We start from the raw sequence: 17,918 nt of genomic DNA, 5'->3' as shown, positions 1-17,918 counted from the left end.
GATTTTCGGGTCAACTCAAACATCAGGCTTTTCCGTCACCCTTGGACGAGCCAAGGATTTCATCAAGGCGTGCCTGTTCTTCACGCGACAGGGATGCGGTGGTGCCAGCAGATGCTTCGCGCTGTTTGCGGCGATAGAATGCAAATACGGCCAGCAATGCCAGCAACGCCAAAACAACCGGGCTGCCCCAAAGAATGTATGTTTCAGGTTTCAGCGGCGGGTTCAGAAGAACATAGTCGCCGTAACGCGCAACGATATAGTCGATGGCTTCTTCGTTGCTGTCCCCGGCAATCAGCCGTTCACGGACAAGGACGCGTAAATCGCGCGCCAGTTCGGCATCGGAATCGTCAATCGACTGATTCTGACAGACCAGACAACGCAGTTCCTGGCTGATATCGCGGGCACGCTTTTCAAGGGCCGGGTTCGACAGCATCTCGTCGGGGTTAACCGCCATGGCCGGACCGGATGCCAGCAACGGCAACACAATTCCAAGAGCCCCGACCAGCATCAGAAGACGTTTGGTCATCCTTTTAACTCCGCGATTTTGGGCAGAAGAACTTTTTCCAGGACGTCTGCGGTCACCGGACCAACGTGTTTGTAGCGGATCTGGCCGGTGCCATCGATGATGAAGGTTTCCGGAACTCCGTAAACCCCGAAATCAATTCCGGTACGACCCGAAAGATCCATGCCGACTGCCGCATAGGGATCACCAAGTTCTGCAAGCCATTTAACACCATCCTGCGGGTCTTTTTCCTTATAGTTCAGGCCAAAGACCGGCACACCGGCTTCACGCGACAGGCGCTTGATCAACGGATGTTCCGCACGACATGGAATACACCAGCTGGCAAAGACATTCAGGACCGATACTTCGCCCTTGGTCAGATCGGCTTTTGATAATCCGGCGTCACGTCCGGGCAGCGGGGGCAATGAGAATTCCGGCGCAGGCTTATCAATCAGAACCGACGGCACAACCGACGAATCCTTGTCGATATTCATCAGGAACACCCCGGCGAGTGCCGCAAAAAGAACCAGCGGGATTACGGCGAGCGAAAATCTCATGAAGTGGAAACTCCATTCTTCTGAAAGCGCAGAACTATGCGTGTAAGGATGCTGAAGGTGCCACCAATCAGCATCATAATCATACCGGCCCAGACCCAGGTCATCATCGGCAGGAACCGTACCGAAACGATACGGCCGCCATCATCGGCCCGATCCCCGACCGAAACATGCAGATCACCATCGCGGCCATGCCAGATACCGGCTTCGCGGGTTTCAACGCCGCGGATCGGGTAATAACGAATTTCCGGGAAAAGCTCGGTCACAGGAAGGGCATGACGATACAGGATGAAGGTTGCCTGACGGGTGGCATAGTTTTCCCCGGCAAGCAAAGCCACACCTTCATATTGAAGGTTATAGGGGCCTGCCTGAATGCTTTGGCCTGCGCGGGCCGAGACAACAACCTGTTCTTCCCAGATGCTGCTTGCAGCCCCGCCGGCCAACATGATGGCAAGCCCGATATGGGCCAGCGTCATGCTAAGATACCGTGGACCCAACAGTTGCAGGTTGCGATATTTACTTTCCCCGTGATCTGGTTGCCGCCACAGCCGCGCCCAAAGATCACTCAGCGATGCGGTCAAAATCCATCCGGCCAGACCGATGCCGATCAACGGTGCTGGTGACAGTTCAATAAAGCGGATTGAAACAAACAGAATAATGATCACGGAAAGGATGGCGGCAAGCTTCATCCGCCGTCCGATCAGCCACATTTCATCCTGACGCCAGCGCAGTGTTGGTGCAAATCCCATCAGGAACAACAAGGGGACAACGACCGGTACCAGCACTTCGACATAGAAAGGACCGCCAACCGTGATATTCTCGCCATCAAACCAGCGCAGAACCAGCGGATAGATCGTGCCGATCAGGACGACTGCGGCAATAAGTGCCAGCATGACGCTGTTGATGAACATGCTGCTTTCACGCGACACCAGTTCAAACGATCTTGGTTCACCCAATTCTTCGCCGCGTCGCCAGAACAGATAATAAGAACCGGCAAATACCACACAGAACCCGATCAGAAGCGCCACACTGTCATGGGGCTTGTTCAGGGTTTCACTGAGTGAACCAAACAGATCGGACCGGGTCAGGTAAACACCGAACCAGCCAACGGCAAGTGCCGAAAGCCCCAGAAACGCAGTCCAGCCTTTAAGCGTTTCGGTCTTTTCCAGAACCGCACGGCAATGCAAAAGGGCGGTGGTCAAAAGCCATGGCAACAGAAGGCTGTTCTCGGCCGTGTCCCAATACCACCAGTTCCCCCATGCCTGCTGGCTATAGGAACGATAGGCATTGATTGCGATAGCCGCACCAAGGGAAAGCCAGGATGCAATCGTCCAGAACCGCAAGGTTTCGGCAATGCGACGATCAAATTTCTTAAAGATCAGTCCGGAAAGCGTCAGGGCATGGATAACGGCAAGACCAGCCAGTCCGACATAAAGAAACGGTTCGCGCAGAACCCGCAAGATGTCCTGGCTTTGCGGGTTCATGCCCCGGCCATCTAGCGGGGCAACAGGGATGCGCAGGAACGGGTCTGCATCAATCAATGTCGCAACACCAAGAACGGCAATCAGAAGGCCCATAATCGACATCGCGTTCTTAAACAACGTGCCGTCGTCTTCTTGCGCATAAGGTGATTTTGCCGGACCGAACAGCTGCAAGGTCAAAAGCACATTGACCAGTGACAGCATCAAAAGCCAAAGAACCATGGCCCCGCCATCAGGCGTAAAGGCGGCACCGATACGGAACAGAAGCGGGGTCGATGAATGGCTGACCTCTGCCACGATTGGCAGGCTGAAATCGCTGATAATGAAGGAATGTAACAGGGCTGCTTGGGCAATGATCGCCATGGCCAGAATGCCAAATGGCATAATCAGATGTGCCCGGGAATTCAGGGGCAGGCCACCTGTTGATCCATTGGTTGTGATCGTTCCGGCATCGGTCAATAAGACCGGATTTCCTTGCAATGATGCATGAACAGGCACGCGCAGCCAGAACGGACTGCACAATACAGCTTGCCCAAGCCCTGTCGCAACAATCAGCAGCAGGGCAAAATGTCCGAATTCTGCAAGCATCTCCGTCTAAGGCTTCCCCGATTAATCCCCGATGATACCTGGCGGCGGAACTGGTGGTGTGACGGGACACCGATTGGCACAGTTACGTCAAAGTCAGGTTTTTCTTACGCGTTTGGTTGGGCTTTATGGCGAAAGAATGTGGCTTAATTGCGCATTTGTTCCGCATTCTTGGCTTCGATTTCTTCCCAATAGCCACTTTTCTTAAGGGATTCAGCGACCTCGGGCGGCATGTAGTTTTCATCATGCTTGGCCAGAACTTCGGACGCGACAAAGGTGCCCTCGGCATTCATGTGGCCTTCGGCAACCACACCCTGACCTTCGCGGAACAGGTCGGGCAAAATGCCGCTATAGGAAATCGGAACAGTTTCGGCCATGTCGGTTACGGCAAAGGCAATGGTTTTGCCGTCCTGAAGTTTTTGAACCGACCCTTCGACCACCAGTCCGCCGATCCGCAAACGTTGATCAGGATCAATGGGGGACTTTTCAATGATTTCGGTCGGGCTGAAAAAGAACACAACCGAATCTTCAAACGCCGTCAGGATCAATGCCGCTGCACCGGCAACTGCCAGAAGAACAGCACCGATAATATACATGCGTTGGCGTTTGCGGGCTTTTGCACGGGAAAGGGACACAGTTATTCTCCGGTCGGGGTGCCTGTCTGGCTTTTTCTGTTTCGGCGCGGACGACGCGATTGCAGAACAGCTTCGAGCTGATCGCGTTCGATCCTGCTGCTACGCAGGCCGCGCAATGTGGCCAGCAACAAGGCAATCATCGCAAATGCCGTAATGGCGTAGCTGCCCCAGATATAGCTGCCATAGCCGCCCATAGAGAAGAATTCACTCATTGGTTGGCCTCCATATTGTGACCCGCTTCATAGTTGCGTGAACCTGCATCCTTGTGATCGGGGCGTTCGTCAAACATCCCCGAAAGTTGCAAGGCACGAATGCGGCGTTCATTCAATTCAAGACGGACGCGCAGGATCAGCACGACAAAGTAATAACTGGTAAAGCCGAGGATCATCAGCGCGAGCGGTAACTGCATGCTGGGATCAACCGCCGGGCCGTCCATACGGACAATCGAAGCCGGTTGGTGAAGCGTATTCCACCAGTCGACCGAGAATTTGACAATCGGGACATTGATTGCACCGACAAGTGCCAGTGCCGAACCGGCCTTTGATCCGCGTTCGGGATCATCAAAGGCATTCACCAGCGCGATATAGCCAAGATACAGGAACAGCAGAATCAGCATCGAGGTCAGGCGCGCATCCCACACCCACCAGGTGCCCCACATCGGTTCTCCCCAAAGCGATCCGGTGATCAGACAAAGGGCGGTAAATGTTGCGCCAATCGGGGCTGTGGCACGTGCGCAGATATCGGCAAGCGGATGCTTCCAGATCAGGCTCATGGCACCACAAATCGCCATGCCGACATAACAGAACAACCCCATCCAGGCTGCTGGCACATGCAGATACATGATCCGCACGGTATCGCCCTGCTGATAGTCAATCGGGGACGCAAAAAGTGCGAAATAAAGCCCGGCGGCAATCAGGATCGCCGTTGCCCCGGCCAGCCATGGCAGGATCGGGTCGGTCAGCTTCAGAAACACACTTGGTTTGGCAAAACGATGCATATTCTTCTGTCCGTTATTCCATTGCCTGACGCACTGCGTTCGCAGTGGCAAAGGGCGTAGCTGCCAGTGCAATCAGCAAAATGGCCGCCATGATCTGTAACTGTGCGGTTGCCGATATGCCCAAAAGGGCTGCTTCAACCGCACCGGCCCCGAAAATCAGAACCGGAATGTAAAGAGGCAGGACCAGCAACGAGACCAGAACGCCGCCTCGTCGCGCCCCCAGAATAAGGGCCGCTCCAATCGCCCCGATCAGGCTTAGGGCCGGTGTGCCCAGTAACATTGCCACCATCAGGGTGATAAACCCGTCCTGATCCATATTCAGCATCAAGGCCATCAACGGGGCCGCAATGATCAGCGGCAACCCGGTGGTCAACCAATGTGCCAGTACCTTGCCCAGGACCAGCAATTCAAGCGAGACCGGGGACAGGGTCAAAAGTTCAAGCGTGCCGTCTTCGTAATCGGTCTGGAAGACCCGTTCAAGTGACAGCATCGCGGCAAGCAATGCCGAAACCCAGATCACCCCGGATGCAATACGCGCAAGAATATTGGCTTCGGGTCCGACACCGAATGGAAACAGCGTTGTCGTTACGATGAAGAAAGCTACCACCATCACGGAATCAGCGCCTTGACGAAGGGCAAGACTCAAATCGCGACGCAGGATGGCAAAAAAGCCGTTCATTGGGCGGCCTCCTGTGTTGAAACAGGGGACGTGCCATCAAGTTCGGGATGTTCAAGCAGCCATTCGACCATCGGAATGGCGAACTCATCCAGATCAAGTACGGTCGGATTATCGACCTCGAGATCAATATGGGTCGAATAAATCACGATACCGCCGCGTGCCCGGAAATCGGCAATCATGCGCGATACCTCGCCACAGCTTTCACGATCAAGCCCGACGGTTGGTTCATCAAGCAGCCAAAGGTCGCTTTGACCCATCAGAATACGGGCAAGGGCGGTGCGGCGTTTCTGCCCGCTTGAAAGATAACGGCCTGAAACCCGCGCAAGATGATGGATATCAAGCACATCAAGGGCTGCGTCAATTTCATGTTCGATGTTTTGAACGCCGCGCAATTGTCCCCATAGACGCAAATTGTCGCGCACAGACAATACCGGTTTGACGGCATCCGGATGCCCCAGATAGTGCAGGCGGGCATGATGGGCGATCCGGTCATCGGCGATGCTTTCGCCATCCCAGCAGACTTGCCCCGAACGCGGTGACAACAACCCGGCCATGACGCGCAGCAAACTGGATTTACCGGCCCCGTTGCGACCGCGCAGCATAACTGCATCACCGGACTTGGCGGCAAAGGAAAGACCACCAAATACCAGTCGCTCGCCGCGCAGGCAGGTCAAATCAGAACCGCTAAAATCTGCCATGTAACCCGTTCAACAATATTGGTCTCAACCGTCTTTGCGATATTCTATAACGGGTTGAGGTCGATGATCCATTCTTTAACCGATCTAGATTGCGGCGGCCTTGTTTCAAATCAATCGAAACAAGGGACGAGTAATTTCGCTCGGTCATGTCCGGGCATAGCAGGGACAGGGTTTCCAACGGGTGAATGGGCGGGATCGTATCAGGACATGCTTTTTGAAACGCTTGTCGACGAACAAGGATCACAAAGCGGAATTAAAACCGGACAACAGATGCGGCCGTAATCGGACCGCCACGGCCATCTTGCACCATCAGGATAATGCCGCCGTCACACGCAGAATTCATGGCAAAGGGTATGTCACGTGCCTTGCCGTCCCAGGTGCCCAAATCGGTCATTTCGCGGACAACATTGGCATGCACAAGCCGCTTTCCGGCATTTTCGCCAGATAGAACATCACGTTGATGTTCGCGATCAAAGCCGATCAGCCACAATCGGCTGGCGACCTGTGCCGTCGTGTTGCTTGTTCCGGCATCCTGAAGGGTAACTGTGCCACTTGCAGGAGATGTTGCATTGCCCGACGTAATCGTGATTTCAGAGATGTTCCTGAGTGGTGTGACAGATTTGCTGGTCGATTCGATATTTTGTTTTGCGGTCGCACGTACAACGGCATCGCCATTGATGATGACTTGCGGCGTGTAGACATATCGTTCGCGCATCCGGCTGGCATAGTCGCGTTGGCGGTCACTGTATCGGGCGTCGGAAAACGGATCGACCCATCCCAGATAGTTCCAGTAATCAACATGGTATGACAGGACAAGAAGATCGCTATCTTCCTGATTTAACTCATAAAGAACACGGTCTGCCGGCGGGCAGGAATTGCATCCCTGCGAGGTATAGAGTTCCACGACGGCGCGCGGGGTGGTGCTTTGCGCAGCAGTGGCAAGGCTGGAAACCAGCATGATTGCGCCTGTAAGGGCAAAAAGAAGGGGGCAAGAATGTTTCATGCCTTTCATGATGCCTGAAAACACCCATCAACCCCTAATCACAAGGACTTGAAAGTTATAATTGCTTCAAAAGGGCGGATTTTTGCGGCTTTTGGGTGAATTTCGAAATGAGATTTCTAAAGATTGATGTTAAGAGCTGCGGACCAATCGGAACCATTCCAGCGAATGTGTTTCCGACGTGAGGGACGTCTTGAACCTTTGCGTTAAAGCAAAAATGAGGAACTGGCACGTTGGCGGGAGCAATTTCCAACGAGGCCGGTCGATAAAGAAGGTTTGCAGGTTAATGATGAAACGTGAAAACTGGGGCTCGCGCCTCGGCTTTATTTTGGCGGCCGCCGGATCGGCTGTTGGCCTTGGGAACATCTGGAAGTTCCCCTATATGGCAGGCGAAAATGGTGGTGGCGCCTTCCTGATTATTTATCTGGCACTGGTCTTTACCATCGGGATTTCCGTCATGCTGGCGGAATTTGTGATTGGCCGCATGTCGGAAAAGAATGCGATTGGCGCATTCGTCAAACTCAAAGGCGGTCTTTGGCCGATTGTCGGTTTGTGCGGCGTTGCGGCGGCTTTTCTGATTTTGTCTTTCTACAGCGTCGTTGCTGGCTGGACAATTTCCTACATGATCAAGTCGATTTCCGGCGCATTGTCGATTGAAGATCCGGCTGCCCTTGGCGGCATCTTCGGGGACTTCATTTCTGACCCGGTATCTCCGCTGATCTTCCATGCGATCTTTATGGCGCTGACCGTGTTTGTTGTTTTGGCTGGGGTTGGTGCGGGGATTGAGCGCGCATCAAAAATCCTGATGCCGGCCTTGTTCGCGCTTCTGATCATTTTGATCATTCGCTCGGTGACTTTGCCGGGTGGCAGCGAAGGTGTCGCCTTCCTGCTGTCGCCTGACTTTTCCAAGGTAACCTGGAACACGGTTTCAGATGCACTGTCGCAGGCGTTCTTCTCGCTCTCGCTCGGGATGGGCGCGATGATTACGTATGGATCGTATCTGTCGAAGAAAGAAAACATCGCGGGTGCCGCGGGATGGGTGACGTTGCTTGATACCGCTGTTGCGGTGATGGCGGGTCTTTTGATCCTTCCGGCGGTCTTTGCCTTTGGCTTTGATCCGAGTGCCGGTCCTGGCTTGACCTTCATTACCCTTCCGGCGGTGTTTGCGCATATGCCGATGGGATCGCTGTTTGCCTTCATGTTCTTCCTGCTGCTGGGTATTGCTGCCCTGACATCGGCAGTGTCGATCCTTGAAGTGGTGGTCGCCTATTTTGTTGATGACCGTGGTGTCAGCCGCAAGACTGCAGCCGTGGTAATCGGCCTGATCATCTTCTTGCTGGGTATCCCTTCGTCGCTGTCGCTTGGCGTGATGTCGGATGTCACCTTCTTTGGCAAAAGCTTCTTCGATCTGATGGATTTCATCAGTTCCAACCTGTTGTTGCCGATTGGCGGCCTGTTCATCTCGCTGTTTGTCGGCTGGGTTGTCTGGGGCAAAGCCAAGGAGGAAATCATTGCCCACAATGGTGTTGTACCCGGCTGGATCACCGCATGGGGATTGATTGTAAAATTCGTGGCCCCGGTCGCGATTGCCTTCATCCTGCTAAAAGGGCTCGATATCTTCTAAGCCTGTCAGGCAAAAGATGCAGAGACAAGAAGGGCGGGAATTTTTCCCGCCCTTTTTATTTTAGCGACTGATTCGTTGACAGGTTCAGGCAACCGATGCGGTGGCGATGCGCGAAATGTCTTCGGCTGTCATTGGACGGCCCAGCAAAAATCCTTGGACAAGGTCGCATCCGGCATCGCGCAGAACGGCAAGCTGCCCTTCGTTTTCAACACCTTCGGCAATACAGGTTTTACCAAGGTTGCGCGCCATATTGATGATAGTGATGGCCAAAGTCCGGCCTTCGTCGCCATGATCAATGTCCGAGACAAAGCTGCGATCCAGTTTGATGACGTCAAAGGGCAGGGTGCGCAGGTAGCTCAGGCTGGAAAAACCGGTGCCAAAGTCATCGAGTGAAATGCGAATGCCAAGATCGCGGACACGCTGCAATTTGGCGCGCATGTCTTCGATATTGCGCATGAACAGGCTTTCGGTCACTTCGATTTCAAGCCGGTCCGCAGAAAGACCCTTATCGACCAGAATGGCGCGCAACTGTTCGGCCAGATCGACCGTGCCGTAGAACTGTTGAACCGAAACATTGACCGCAAGACGCAGGTTATGAAGGCCTTCCTTGCGCCAGTTGACCAATTGGCGGCAGGCGGTACGCATTACCCAGCGACCAAGCTCGCCAATAACGCCTATTTCCTCGGCAATCGGGATAAAGGTCGAGGGTGGAATGTTTTCGCCACTTGCCGTCGTCCAGCGCACCAATGCCTCGACCCCGCACAACGCACCGGTTTTGGTATCAAATTGTGGCTGATAGGCCAGATGCAATTCGTCATTATCAAGGGCACGGCGCAGTGCTGTTTCAAGGGCAAGGTCTGCGCCCTTCTGGCTTTGCATGGTGATGCTGAACCGCCCGACGCGATTGCGCCCCTGTTCCTTGGCTTGCAACATGGCAAGTTCGACACAGCGCAACAGATTGCTGGTGTCGTTGGCGTCCTTGGGGAAGGATGCGACACCGATGCTGGCGGAAAGATAAAGGTCATCGCCCTTGCTGGTCAGGTGCGGTTCGCCAAGGCGGACCAGCAACCGTTCGGCAAGATTAAGGGCCTCTTGCTCGGTCTTCACATCAGGCAGAATGGCGGCATATTCATCGGCACCGACGCGCGCCATGACTGCATCATGGCCCAGTTCGCGGCTGATACGCCGTGATACTTCAACCAGAACATCGTCACCAGCATTGTGCCCCAGCGCATTATTGACGCGCTGGAAGTTATCCAGATCAAGCATCAGGACCGTTAAGGGCCGGCCACTTTGGCGGGCGCGTCCGACATGCAGCGACAGTAATTCCGAAAAACGCCGACGGTTCGGCATTCCGGTCAATTCATCGGTAAAGGCAATTCGCAGGATATCTTCGCGTGTGCGTTCGCGTTCGCTGATATCGCTAAAGATCGACGCATAGTGGCTTGTGCTGCCATCGGTGTCGCGAATGGCCATGATGGTCAGCCATTCGGGGAAAACTTCGCCTGATTTGCGGCGATTCCAAATCTCGCCTTCCCACTTGCCGGTACGGGCAAGGTCAGACCACATTTTGGCATAGAATTCCGGCGTCTGGCGACCTGACTGCAGAATGCTGGGATTCTTGCCAATCACTTCGTCGGCCTGATAGCCGGTTACGCGGGTGAAGGCGGGATTGACGGCTTCGATTTCTGCGCGGGCATTGCAGACCATCACGCAGTCGGGGGAATTTTCGATCAGCTTGCGCGCCAGGGCAAGTGACTGGCGGGCCTTTACCAATTCGCTATCACTATCATCATTCAGATTATTCAAATAAATCAGGTAGTCCTGCTCGATAAATTCAAGCAGGTCAGCAAAGGACAGAACCCCGACAATTTCGTTGTAGTGATTATTCACCACCAGATGCCGGATATTGTTGCGCAGCATGATGTTGCGCGCATCGTTCAGGTTCACATTGCTGTTGATCTTGGTGACCGGGCGGGTCGCGATATCACCTGCTGTCAGGTGATCATTGCCTTCGGCCAATGCACGCAAAATATCGCGTTCGGTTATGATACCAGTTTGCAATTCCACATCGAGATTTGACGGAAAACCGGTGATAACCGCGCTATCGCATTTTTCCTTATGCATCCGGTGCCGCAATTCGGTGATCGGCATCTTCGCATCAACAAAGCTGGTCGCCTGACGCAGGGCATCGGCGACGTCGTTGGCACTGAAGGGGCGTTTGTTGCTGATCTGGCGAATCAGGTCGGTGCGGCTGATGATCCCGACAAGGCAGTTATTTTCATCCACCGTTACAAGGTGACGGACATTGCGTTCGCGCATGCGCACGATGGCTGCTTGCGGACTGGCATGAACCGAAACGGTATGAACCGGGTGCGACATATACATTTCGACCGGCTGGGAAAGCACAGCTTGGCTATCCGCAGGCAGCGAAAGTAGGTCATGTTCTGTGATAATGCCGACCGGTTTGTTCGACTCTATCGCGATGATGGAACTGTTATTTGCATTGCGCATTTTGGTAATGGCTTGCGCAAGCGGGGTTGCGGGGCTGCAACTTAAAACGGTTCCTGGCGACAAAGTCCCGACCGTCTGACCAAATGACCGGTCTTCGGCTGGGGTAGGGCGCATCATTTGATCCTGCTCAGGTGTCCTGGTTTCTTCATTTTGGTGGTCAGGTGGCAAATTGTTTATCTCCCTACCTATCAGAATAGCGGTACCTGAGAATTGTTCTGGATCAAGGACACATGTGGGAATTGTTATATGGGGTTAAAGGGCAACTGCAAATAAAACACCCCGCTGGTGAACCAGCGGGGTGAATTTCTGTCAGCTAATGATTTCGGACTGAAATCAGGCAGCTTTCATCATGTTACGCAGAACGAACTGCAAGATGCCGCCGTTCTGGTAGTAAAGAACTTCGTTCTCGGTATCGATACGGCAGGTTGCAACAACTTCTTCGGTGCTGCCATCTTTGCGCGTGATGCGAACCGTAACGTCCTGAAGCGGGGTGATGCCATCACCAATGCCCAGTACGTCGAAGGTTTCCGAACCATCGAGCTTGTAGGTCTCGCGACCTTCGCCGTTTTTGAACTGCAGCGGCAGAACGCCCATGCAGACCAGGTTGGTACGGTGGATACGCTCGAAGCTTTCCGCGATCACAGCTTTGACGCCAAGCAGGTTGGTGCCTTTTGCTGCCCAGTCACGCGAAGAACCGGTGCCGTATTCTTTACCTGCGACGACAACCAGCGGGGTGCCTTCGGCCTGGTAACGCATGGCAACGTCATATACCCAGCCCTGATCACCCGACGGGTAATGGACCGAGATGCCGCCTTCGGTGCCCGGTGCCATTTCGTTACGAATACGAATGTTGGCAAAGGTACCGCGCATCATGACTTCGTGGTTACCACGACGTGCGCCATAGGAGTTGAAGTCACGAACTTCGACGCCATTCGCCTTGAGGTATTCACCTGCCGGGCTTTCTGCTTTGATCGAACCGGCCGGAGAAATGTGGTCGGTGGTAACAGAGTCACCAAGGATCAGCAGCGGACGTGCGCCGTGAACTTCTGCGAAGTCACCCGGCTCAGCAGCCATGTTGACGAAGTAAGGCGGGTTCTGGACATAGGTGGACTTGCCATCCCATGCAAAGGTTTCGCCTTCGGTGATTTCGATCGCCTGCCAAGGCTTCGGACCGGCAAAGATGTTGTCATAACGATCTTTGTACATCGCAGCCGAAATCGACGACGCAATGGTGTCGGCAATTTCTTTGTTGCTCGGCCAGATGTCTTTAAGGAAGACGTCTTTGCCGTCTTTGTCGGTGCCAATCGGGTCGTTGTTCAGATCGACCTTGAGGTTACCGGCAAGAGCATAGGCAACAACCAGCGGCGGCGAAGCAAGGTAGTTTGCCTTGACGTGCGGGCTGATACGGCCTTCGAAGTTACGGTTACCTGACAGAACGGCGGTAACGAGCATGTCGTTGCCGTCAATTGCTTCGGCAATCGGACCCGAAAGCGGGCCGGAGTTGCCGATACAGGTGGTGCAACCGAAACCTGCGACGTTAAAGCCAAGCTGATCCAGGTAATCCTGAAGGCCTGCTTTTTCGAGATAGTCAGCAACAACGAGCGAGCCCGGTGCGAGCGAGGTTTTCACCCACGGCTTGCTGGTCAGGCCAAGTTCGACTGCTTTTTTCGCCAGAAGACCAGCTGCAATCAGCACGCTCGGGTTCGAGGTGTTGGTGCAAGACGTGATCGCAGCGATAACGACGTTACCGTCTTTCATTGCATAGTTTTCGTTGGAAACTGCAACAGAACGGTCTGCGTCAACACCCGGTGCCATGTCAGCAAAGGTGCCATTGAAGCTGGAAACAGCGTCTTTAAGAAGAACGCGGTCCTGCGGACGCTTCGGACCCGAAAGGGCCGGCTCGACGGTCGAGATGTCGAGTTCAAGCGTTGCAGTGTATTCTGCTTCAAAGCCCGGCTCGCGCCACATGCCCTGTTCTTTGGCATATGCTTCAACCAGGGCAATCTGGTCTTCGTCACGACCGGTCGAACGCATGTAGTTCAGCGTTTCGTCATCGATCGGGAAGAAGCCACAGGTCGCACCATATTCCGGTGCCATGTTACCGATGGTCGCACGGTCCGGCAGGCTCATGTGGTCAAGGGCATCGCCATAGAATTCGACGAACTTGCCGACAACGCCTTTTTCACGCAGCATCTGAACGACGCGCAGAACGAGGTCAGTTGCGGTGATGCCTTCTTTCATGGTGCCGGTCAGCTTGAAGCCGACGACTTCCGGGATAAGCATCGAGATCGGCTGACCGAGCATTGCTGCTTCGGCTTCCAGACCACCAACACCCCAACCAAGAACAGCAAGGCCGTTCACCATGGTGGTGTGGGAGTCGGTACCAACCAGGGTATCCGGATACGCAACGGTTTTGCCGTCTTCGTCCTTGCCGGTCCAGACGACCTTGGCAAGATGCTCGACGTTCACCTGGTGGCAGATGCCTGCTCCCGGCGGGACGATGCGGAAGTTGTTGAACGCATTCTGACCCCAACGCAGGAAGCCATAACGTTCGCCGTTACGTTCGAACTCGACTTCCATGTTTTTGTCGAGTGCGTCGTCGGTGCCGAAGAAGTCGATCATGACCGAGTGGTCGATGACGAGGTCAACCGGTGAAAGCGGGTTCACTTTCTGGGCGTCGCCACCCATTTTCACGACGGCATCACGCATTGCTGCAAGGTCAACGACGGCGGGAACGCCGGTGAAGTCCTGCATCAGAACGCGGGCCGGACGATAGTTGATCTCGTGGCTGCTTTTACGGGCTTTGAGCCAGTCTACAACAGCCTGAACATCGTCGGTTTTGACAGTGAAGTCATCTTCATAACGCAGAAGGTTCTCAAGAACGACTTTCAGCGTGAAGGGCAGTTTGGAAACGTCGCCGAGTTTTTCGGAAGCAACTTTGAGGCTGTAATAGTCGACGGACTTGTCCCCGACATTCAGCGTGCGGCGCGTTTTCAGGTTGTCTTTGCCACAAATGGACATCAGACCCTCCTCAAGGTGGTTAAAAGGGCTTGTCGTGACAAGACACCCCGACCGTCGGAGCGCCGAGCGGTGGGCTATCTGTGTTGCGTGACGCGGGTCACGGCTACATATGTATGTGCAACGGGGTTACACCACAATTCCCTGTGAAAGTCCAGACCCCGTGAAGGGGTATTCCACAAAACCCGCCGAACACAGCATATTGGCAAAGTACAACAAGCATCGGTAAACCTTTGATCGATATGTGAAGGCGCATTTCGCCTTTCAATAGGGGTTCTTCCATGTGCCGAGTCTGTTGTGCATGGTCTGTGGGCCGGGCTTTTGATCTTTTGGTGGCCGAAAGTCCTGTCGGGCGGGTCGCGCGTGATCAATTAGTTCAAAACCTGTCCCGAATCCGTTGCGATTCGATCTTTGGTCGACCCGTTTGCGATCAATATTGACCCGGCCGCCGTGCAGAATTTTGTGCGGTGCATGATCAGGAAAAAATTTTGCGATGCGACGAAGTAGGGCGGGCTTAATTGGCCTTTGCGTCAGATAACGTTACGTAATCAAGGGTAGAAAGAAGCGCTGTCTCAGGCGAATTTAAATTGTGCAATGCGAATTTGTAGAAAAGTCACAATCCCTTGCTGATCATTGCATTGACGCAATATGCTGAAATTGGTACTTAAATGCCTATTAAATGTGTCAGGCCCGGTTTCCGTAAGGTCAGGGTCGAATAATAAACCGACACATCATCAGGGAAACTGAATCTCGGTTCGCGAATTTGACCAAAATGAACCCGAATGTGGTTCTGCGGCATTTGCGGCCCAAGTCAGGGAGGAATGCGACGGCATGACGTCACAGAGTCCTATTTTACAGATCAGCGATGTGTCGCTGGTTTTCGGCGGTGTACGTGCGCTGAGTGATGTCAGCTTTTCCGTCCAGCCGGGCGAGCTTTTTTCGATCATCGGACCGAATGGTGCGGGCAAGACATCGATGCTGAACTGTGTGTCCGGGCGTTATAGCCCGACTTCGGGTTCGGTATCGTTCAAGGGGCAGGATGTTACGGCGCTTAAGCCGAATGACCGTGCCGAACTTGGCATTGGTCGTACCTTCCAGAACCTGGCGCTGTTTGGCCATATGAATGTTCTTGATAACATCATGGTCGGTCGTCACCACCTTCTGAAGAACAACTTCCTGAACGGGCCGCTTTACTGGTTTGGCGGCGCGCAGAAAGAAGAACTGGAACATCGTCGTTTCTGCGAAGACGTGATCGATTTCCTTGAAATTTCCCATATCCGCAAGGCAACCGCAGGTACGCTGTCATATGGTTTGCGCAAACGCGTTGAACTGGCGCGCGCTGTTGCACTGCGTCCTGATCTGATCCTGCTCGACGAGCCGATGGCCGGTATGAACCTCGAAGAAAAAGAGGACATGGCCCGCTTTATCATCGACCTCAACGAAGAGTGGGGCATGACGGTTGTGATGATTGAACATGACATGGGCGTTGTCATGGATATTTCGAACCGGGTCATGGTTCTGGATTTCGGTCGTAAAATTGCCGAAGGCCTCCCCGACGAGGTGATGGCCAACAGTCACGTCAAAAAGGCCTATCTCGGCGAAGAAGACGACGAAACCGACGAAGACGAGCAGGTGGCCTGATCATGAGCAGCAATATCCCCGATTATGCCGACGTTCAGTCGCTTGATACCTTCCCGAAAGTGCTGGCCTATAATGCGCGCAACTGGGGCGGCGAAGTCGCCATGCGCGAAAAGGAATTTGGCATCTGGCAGGAATTTACCTGGAAAGATTACAACGACCGCGTCAAATGGATGACGCTTGGCATGCGCGCCCTTGGCATTGGTCAGGGCGATGTGGTCGGTATCATTGGTGAAAACCGCCCGGAATGGGTTTGGGGCGAAATCGCAGCCCATGCGTTGCGCGGAATGTCGGTCGGCCTGTATCAGGACAGCCTTCATGAAGAAGTCGCCTATCTGATCACCTATTCCGGTGCCCGCATTCTAATCGCCGAAGACGAAGAACAGTGTGACAAGCTGATCGAGCTTGGCGAAGATATCCCGACGGTGGAGCATATTGTTTATTGCGACCCGCGCGGGATGCGCAAATACGACGATCCGCGTTTGATGGATGTCGAAAAGCTTTATGAGCTCGGCCGCGAGCTTGAAGAAAAGAATCCCGGTATCTATGACCAGATGGTCGCCGATACCAAGGGCGATGAATGTGCGATCCTGTGCACGACGTCGGGCACCACATCCAAGCCGAAAATGGCGATGCTGAACTCTGGAGATTTTCTCGATCATTGCGCGGCTTATCTGCGCGCCGATCCGAAATATCCGGGTGACAACTACGTTTCCGTCCTGCCGCTTCCGTGGATTATGGAGCAGGTCTATGTGGTTGGTCAGTCACTGGTCAGCCGCCAGATCGTCAATTTCGTCGAAGAGCAGGAAACCATGATGGCCGACCTGCGCGAAATTGGTCCGAACTTCGTGCTGCTTGCGCCGCGTGTCTGGGAGACCATTGCCGCCGACGTGCGTGCCCGCATGATGGATTCCACGCCATTCAAGCAAAAGATGTTTGATTTCGGCATGGCGCTGGCCCGTACCGCACTCGACAATGGTGGTCATTCCAAGCTGGCCGACGTCATTTTGATGAATGCACTGAAAGACCGTCTTGGTTTTTCCAATCTGCGCTCGGCAGCGACCGGTGGTGCGGCGATTGGTCCGGAAACCTTCAAGTTCTTCCATGCGATGGGTGTTCCGCTGCGTCAGCTTTATGGCCAGACCGAGCTTTGCGGTGCCTATACCATTCATCAGCCCGGCGATATTGATTTTGATACGGTCGGCGTGGCCTTTGACAATTCCGATATTCAGGTGATCAACACCGATGAAAACGGGGTTGGTGAAATCGTTGCCCGGACGTCGGGCATGTTCACCGGATATTACAAAAACCAGTCCGCTTATGACGATGACGTCAAGGATGGCTGGATGCATACGGGCGATGCCGGTTACTTCAAGAAAGAAAACAATCATCTGGTTGTGATCGATCGTATGAAGGATTTGGCGGAAACCTCGACCGGGGTGCGTTATTCGCCACAGTTTATTGAAAACAAACTGAAATTCTCGCCGTTCATTGCCGAGGCCGTGATTCTTGGCAAGGATCTGCCGTTCCTGTCGACCATGATCTGTATCCGCTATTCGATCATGGCGAAATGGGCAGAGCAGCGCGGGATTGCCTTTACCAACTATACCAACCTGTCAGCCCAGCCGCAGGTCTATGACATGATCACCGAGGAAATCCGCGAGGTGAACAAGACCCTGCCAGAGGCGCAACGCATCAAACGCTTCCTGCTTCTTTACAAGGAACTCGATGCCGATGACGGCGAACTGACCCGTACGCGCAAAGTGCGTCGCGGGGTGGTTGCCGAAAAATACGCCGACATCATCGATGCGGTTTATGCCGGGAATGACAAGGTTGATATCGACACCATGATCACGTTCCAGGACGGGTCGAAAACCCGCATCCAGACCAGTGTCCGGGTGGTCGATCTCGAAGATAACAAGGTCGCACAGACGGCCCCGAAAGCCGCCGAATAAGGCAGCAGCAAAACTGTGGTCCCGATCCCCGGATCGCG

At 54.0% G+C, this 17,918-nt stretch carries 14 protein-coding genes; 3 read left to right on the top strand and 11 right to left on the bottom strand.

Features of this window, described 5'->3' with window-relative positions; all coding sequences use genetic code 11:
• Window positions 1–22: 22 nt before the first annotated feature.
• From TH19_RS03830 to TH19_RS03790, 9 genes are all read right to left on the bottom strand, one after another.
• Window positions 23–526, bottom strand: coding sequence for a cytochrome c-type biogenesis protein (locus TH19_RS03830; protein ID WP_114101010.1), 504 nt, complete (start codon window positions 524–526; stop codon window positions 23–25).
• A complete protein-coding gene (locus tag TH19_RS03825) occupies window positions 523–1,059 on the bottom strand; it encodes a DsbE family thiol:disulfide interchange protein (RefSeq protein WP_114101009.1) in 537 nt (178 codons plus the stop codon). Before TH19_RS03825 ends, TH19_RS03830 begins: the two co-directional genes overlap by 4 nt.
• Complete coding sequence (locus TH19_RS03820) at window positions 1,056–3,125, bottom strand: heme lyase CcmF/NrfE family subunit (RefSeq protein ID WP_114101008.1); 2,070 nt, start codon at window positions 3,123–3,125, stop codon at window positions 1,056–1,058. Before TH19_RS03820 ends, TH19_RS03825 begins: the two co-directional genes overlap by 4 nt.
• 143 nt (window positions 3,126–3,268) lie before the next feature.
• A complete protein-coding gene (ccmE, locus tag TH19_RS03815; RefSeq protein WP_114101007.1) occupies window positions 3,269–3,757 on the bottom strand; it encodes a cytochrome c maturation protein CcmE in 489 nt (162 codons plus the stop codon).
• A 2-nt stretch (window positions 3,758–3,759) separates the two neighbouring features.
• A complete protein-coding gene (ccmD, locus tag TH19_RS03810; protein WP_114101006.1) occupies window positions 3,760–3,969 on the bottom strand; it encodes a heme exporter protein CcmD in 210 nt (69 codons plus the stop codon).
• Window positions 3,966–4,754, bottom strand: a complete 789-nt coding sequence (locus TH19_RS03805; RefSeq protein WP_114101005.1) for a heme ABC transporter permease — start codon at window positions 4,752–4,754, stop codon at window positions 3,966–3,968. Before TH19_RS03805 ends, ccmD begins: the two co-directional genes overlap by 4 nt.
• Window positions 4,755–4,767: 13 nt before the next feature.
• Window positions 4,768–5,433: a heme exporter protein CcmB gene (gene ccmB / locus TH19_RS03800; RefSeq protein WP_114101004.1), complete on the bottom strand. Its 666-nt coding sequence runs from the start codon at window positions 5,431–5,433 to the stop codon at window positions 4,768–4,770.
• Entirely contained in the window at window positions 5,430–6,131 is a 702-nt protein-coding gene (gene ccmA, locus TH19_RS03795; protein ID WP_114101003.1) for a heme ABC exporter ATP-binding protein CcmA, read from the bottom strand. The genes ccmB and ccmA overlap by 4 nt, the downstream gene beginning before the upstream one ends.
• A gap of 253 nt (window positions 6,132–6,384) precedes the next feature.
• Window positions 6,385–7,089, bottom strand: coding sequence for a DUF1223 domain-containing protein (locus TH19_RS03790; protein ID WP_258547814.1), 705 nt, complete (start codon window positions 7,087–7,089; stop codon window positions 6,385–6,387).
• Window positions 7,090–7,417: 328 nt separating this feature from the next.
• Here TH19_RS03790 and TH19_RS03785 point away from each other — a divergent pair, with 328 nt between their 5' ends.
• Complete coding sequence (locus TH19_RS03785; protein WP_114101002.1) at window positions 7,418–8,755, top strand: sodium-dependent transporter; 1,338 nt, start codon at window positions 7,418–7,420, stop codon at window positions 8,753–8,755.
• A gap of 84 nt (window positions 8,756–8,839) precedes the next feature.
• Here TH19_RS03785 and TH19_RS03780 read toward each other — a convergent pair whose 3' ends face one another.
• A complete protein-coding gene (locus TH19_RS03780; protein ID WP_114101001.1) occupies window positions 8,840–11,386 on the bottom strand; it encodes an EAL domain-containing protein in 2,547 nt (848 codons plus the stop codon).
• Window positions 11,387–11,602: 216 nt separating this feature from the next.
• Complete coding sequence (gene acnA, locus TH19_RS03775; RefSeq protein WP_114101000.1) at window positions 11,603–14,290, bottom strand: aconitate hydratase AcnA; 2,688 nt, start codon at window positions 14,288–14,290, stop codon at window positions 11,603–11,605.
• A gap of 828 nt (window positions 14,291–15,118) precedes the next feature.
• On the opposite strand from acnA, the gene TH19_RS03770 reads away from it, so the two are divergent.
• Both TH19_RS03770 and TH19_RS03765 read left to right on the top strand, forming a co-directional pair.
• Window positions 15,119–15,928: an ABC transporter ATP-binding protein gene (locus TH19_RS03770; protein ID WP_114100999.1), complete on the top strand. Its 810-nt coding sequence runs from the start codon at window positions 15,119–15,121 to the stop codon at window positions 15,926–15,928.
• A gap of 2 nt (window positions 15,929–15,930) precedes the next feature.
• Window positions 15,931–17,880, top strand: coding sequence for a long-chain fatty acid--CoA ligase (locus tag TH19_RS03765; protein WP_114100998.1), 1,950 nt, complete (start codon window positions 15,931–15,933; stop codon window positions 17,878–17,880).
• Window positions 17,881–17,918: the final 38 nt, after the last annotated feature.

It is taken from the genome of Thalassospira profundimaris (assembly GCF_003326675.1).
Taxonomy (GTDB): Bacteria; Pseudomonadota; Alphaproteobacteria; order Rhodospirillales; family Thalassospiraceae; genus Thalassospira; species Thalassospira aquimaris.
The sequence above is the reverse complement of the archived record's forward strand: the minus strand, read 5'-3'. Positions and strand labels throughout refer to the sequence as shown.

Coding starts and splice junctions, on each gene's coding strand:
- TH19_RS03830 (WP_114101010.1), bottom strand. CDS start 526: ATGACCAAACGTCTTCTGATGCTGGTCGGGGCTCTTGGAATTGTGTTG.
- TH19_RS03825 (WP_114101009.1), bottom strand. CDS start 1,059: ATGAGATTTTCGCTCGCCGTAATCCCGCTGGTTCTTTTTGCGGCACTC.
- TH19_RS03820 (WP_114101008.1), bottom strand. CDS start 3,125: ATGCTTGCAGAATTCGGACATTTTGCCCTGCTGCTGATTGTTGCGACA.
- ccmD (WP_114101006.1), bottom strand. CDS start 3,969: ATGAGTGAATTCTTCTCTATGGGCGGCTATGGCAGCTATATCTGGGGC.
- TH19_RS03805 (WP_114101005.1), bottom strand. CDS start 4,754: ATGCATCGTTTTGCCAAACCAAGTGTGTTTCTGAAGCTGACCGACCCG.
- ccmB (WP_114101004.1), bottom strand. CDS start 5,433: ATGAACGGCTTTTTTGCCATCCTGCGTCGCGATTTGAGTCTTGCCCTT.
- ccmA (WP_114101003.1), bottom strand. CDS start 6,131: ATGGCAGATTTTAGCGGTTCTGATTTGACCTGCCTGCGCGGCGAGCGA.
- TH19_RS03790 (WP_258547814.1), bottom strand. CDS start 7,089: ATGCTGGTTTCCAGCCTTGCCACTGCTGCGCAAAGCACCACCCCGCGC.
- TH19_RS03785 (WP_114101002.1), top strand. CDS start 7,418: ATGATGAAACGTGAAAACTGGGGCTCGCGCCTCGGCTTTATTTTGGCG.
- TH19_RS03780 (WP_114101001.1), bottom strand. CDS start 11,386: ATGATGCGCCCTACCCCAGCCGAAGACCGGTCATTTGGTCAGACGGTC.
- acnA (WP_114101000.1), bottom strand. CDS start 14,290: ATGTCCATTTGTGGCAAAGACAACCTGAAAACGCGCCGCACGCTGAAT.
- TH19_RS03770 (WP_114100999.1), top strand. CDS start 15,119: ATGACGTCACAGAGTCCTATTTTACAGATCAGCGATGTGTCGCTGGTT.
- TH19_RS03765 (WP_114100998.1), top strand. CDS start 15,931: ATGAGCAGCAATATCCCCGATTATGCCGACGTTCAGTCGCTTGATACC.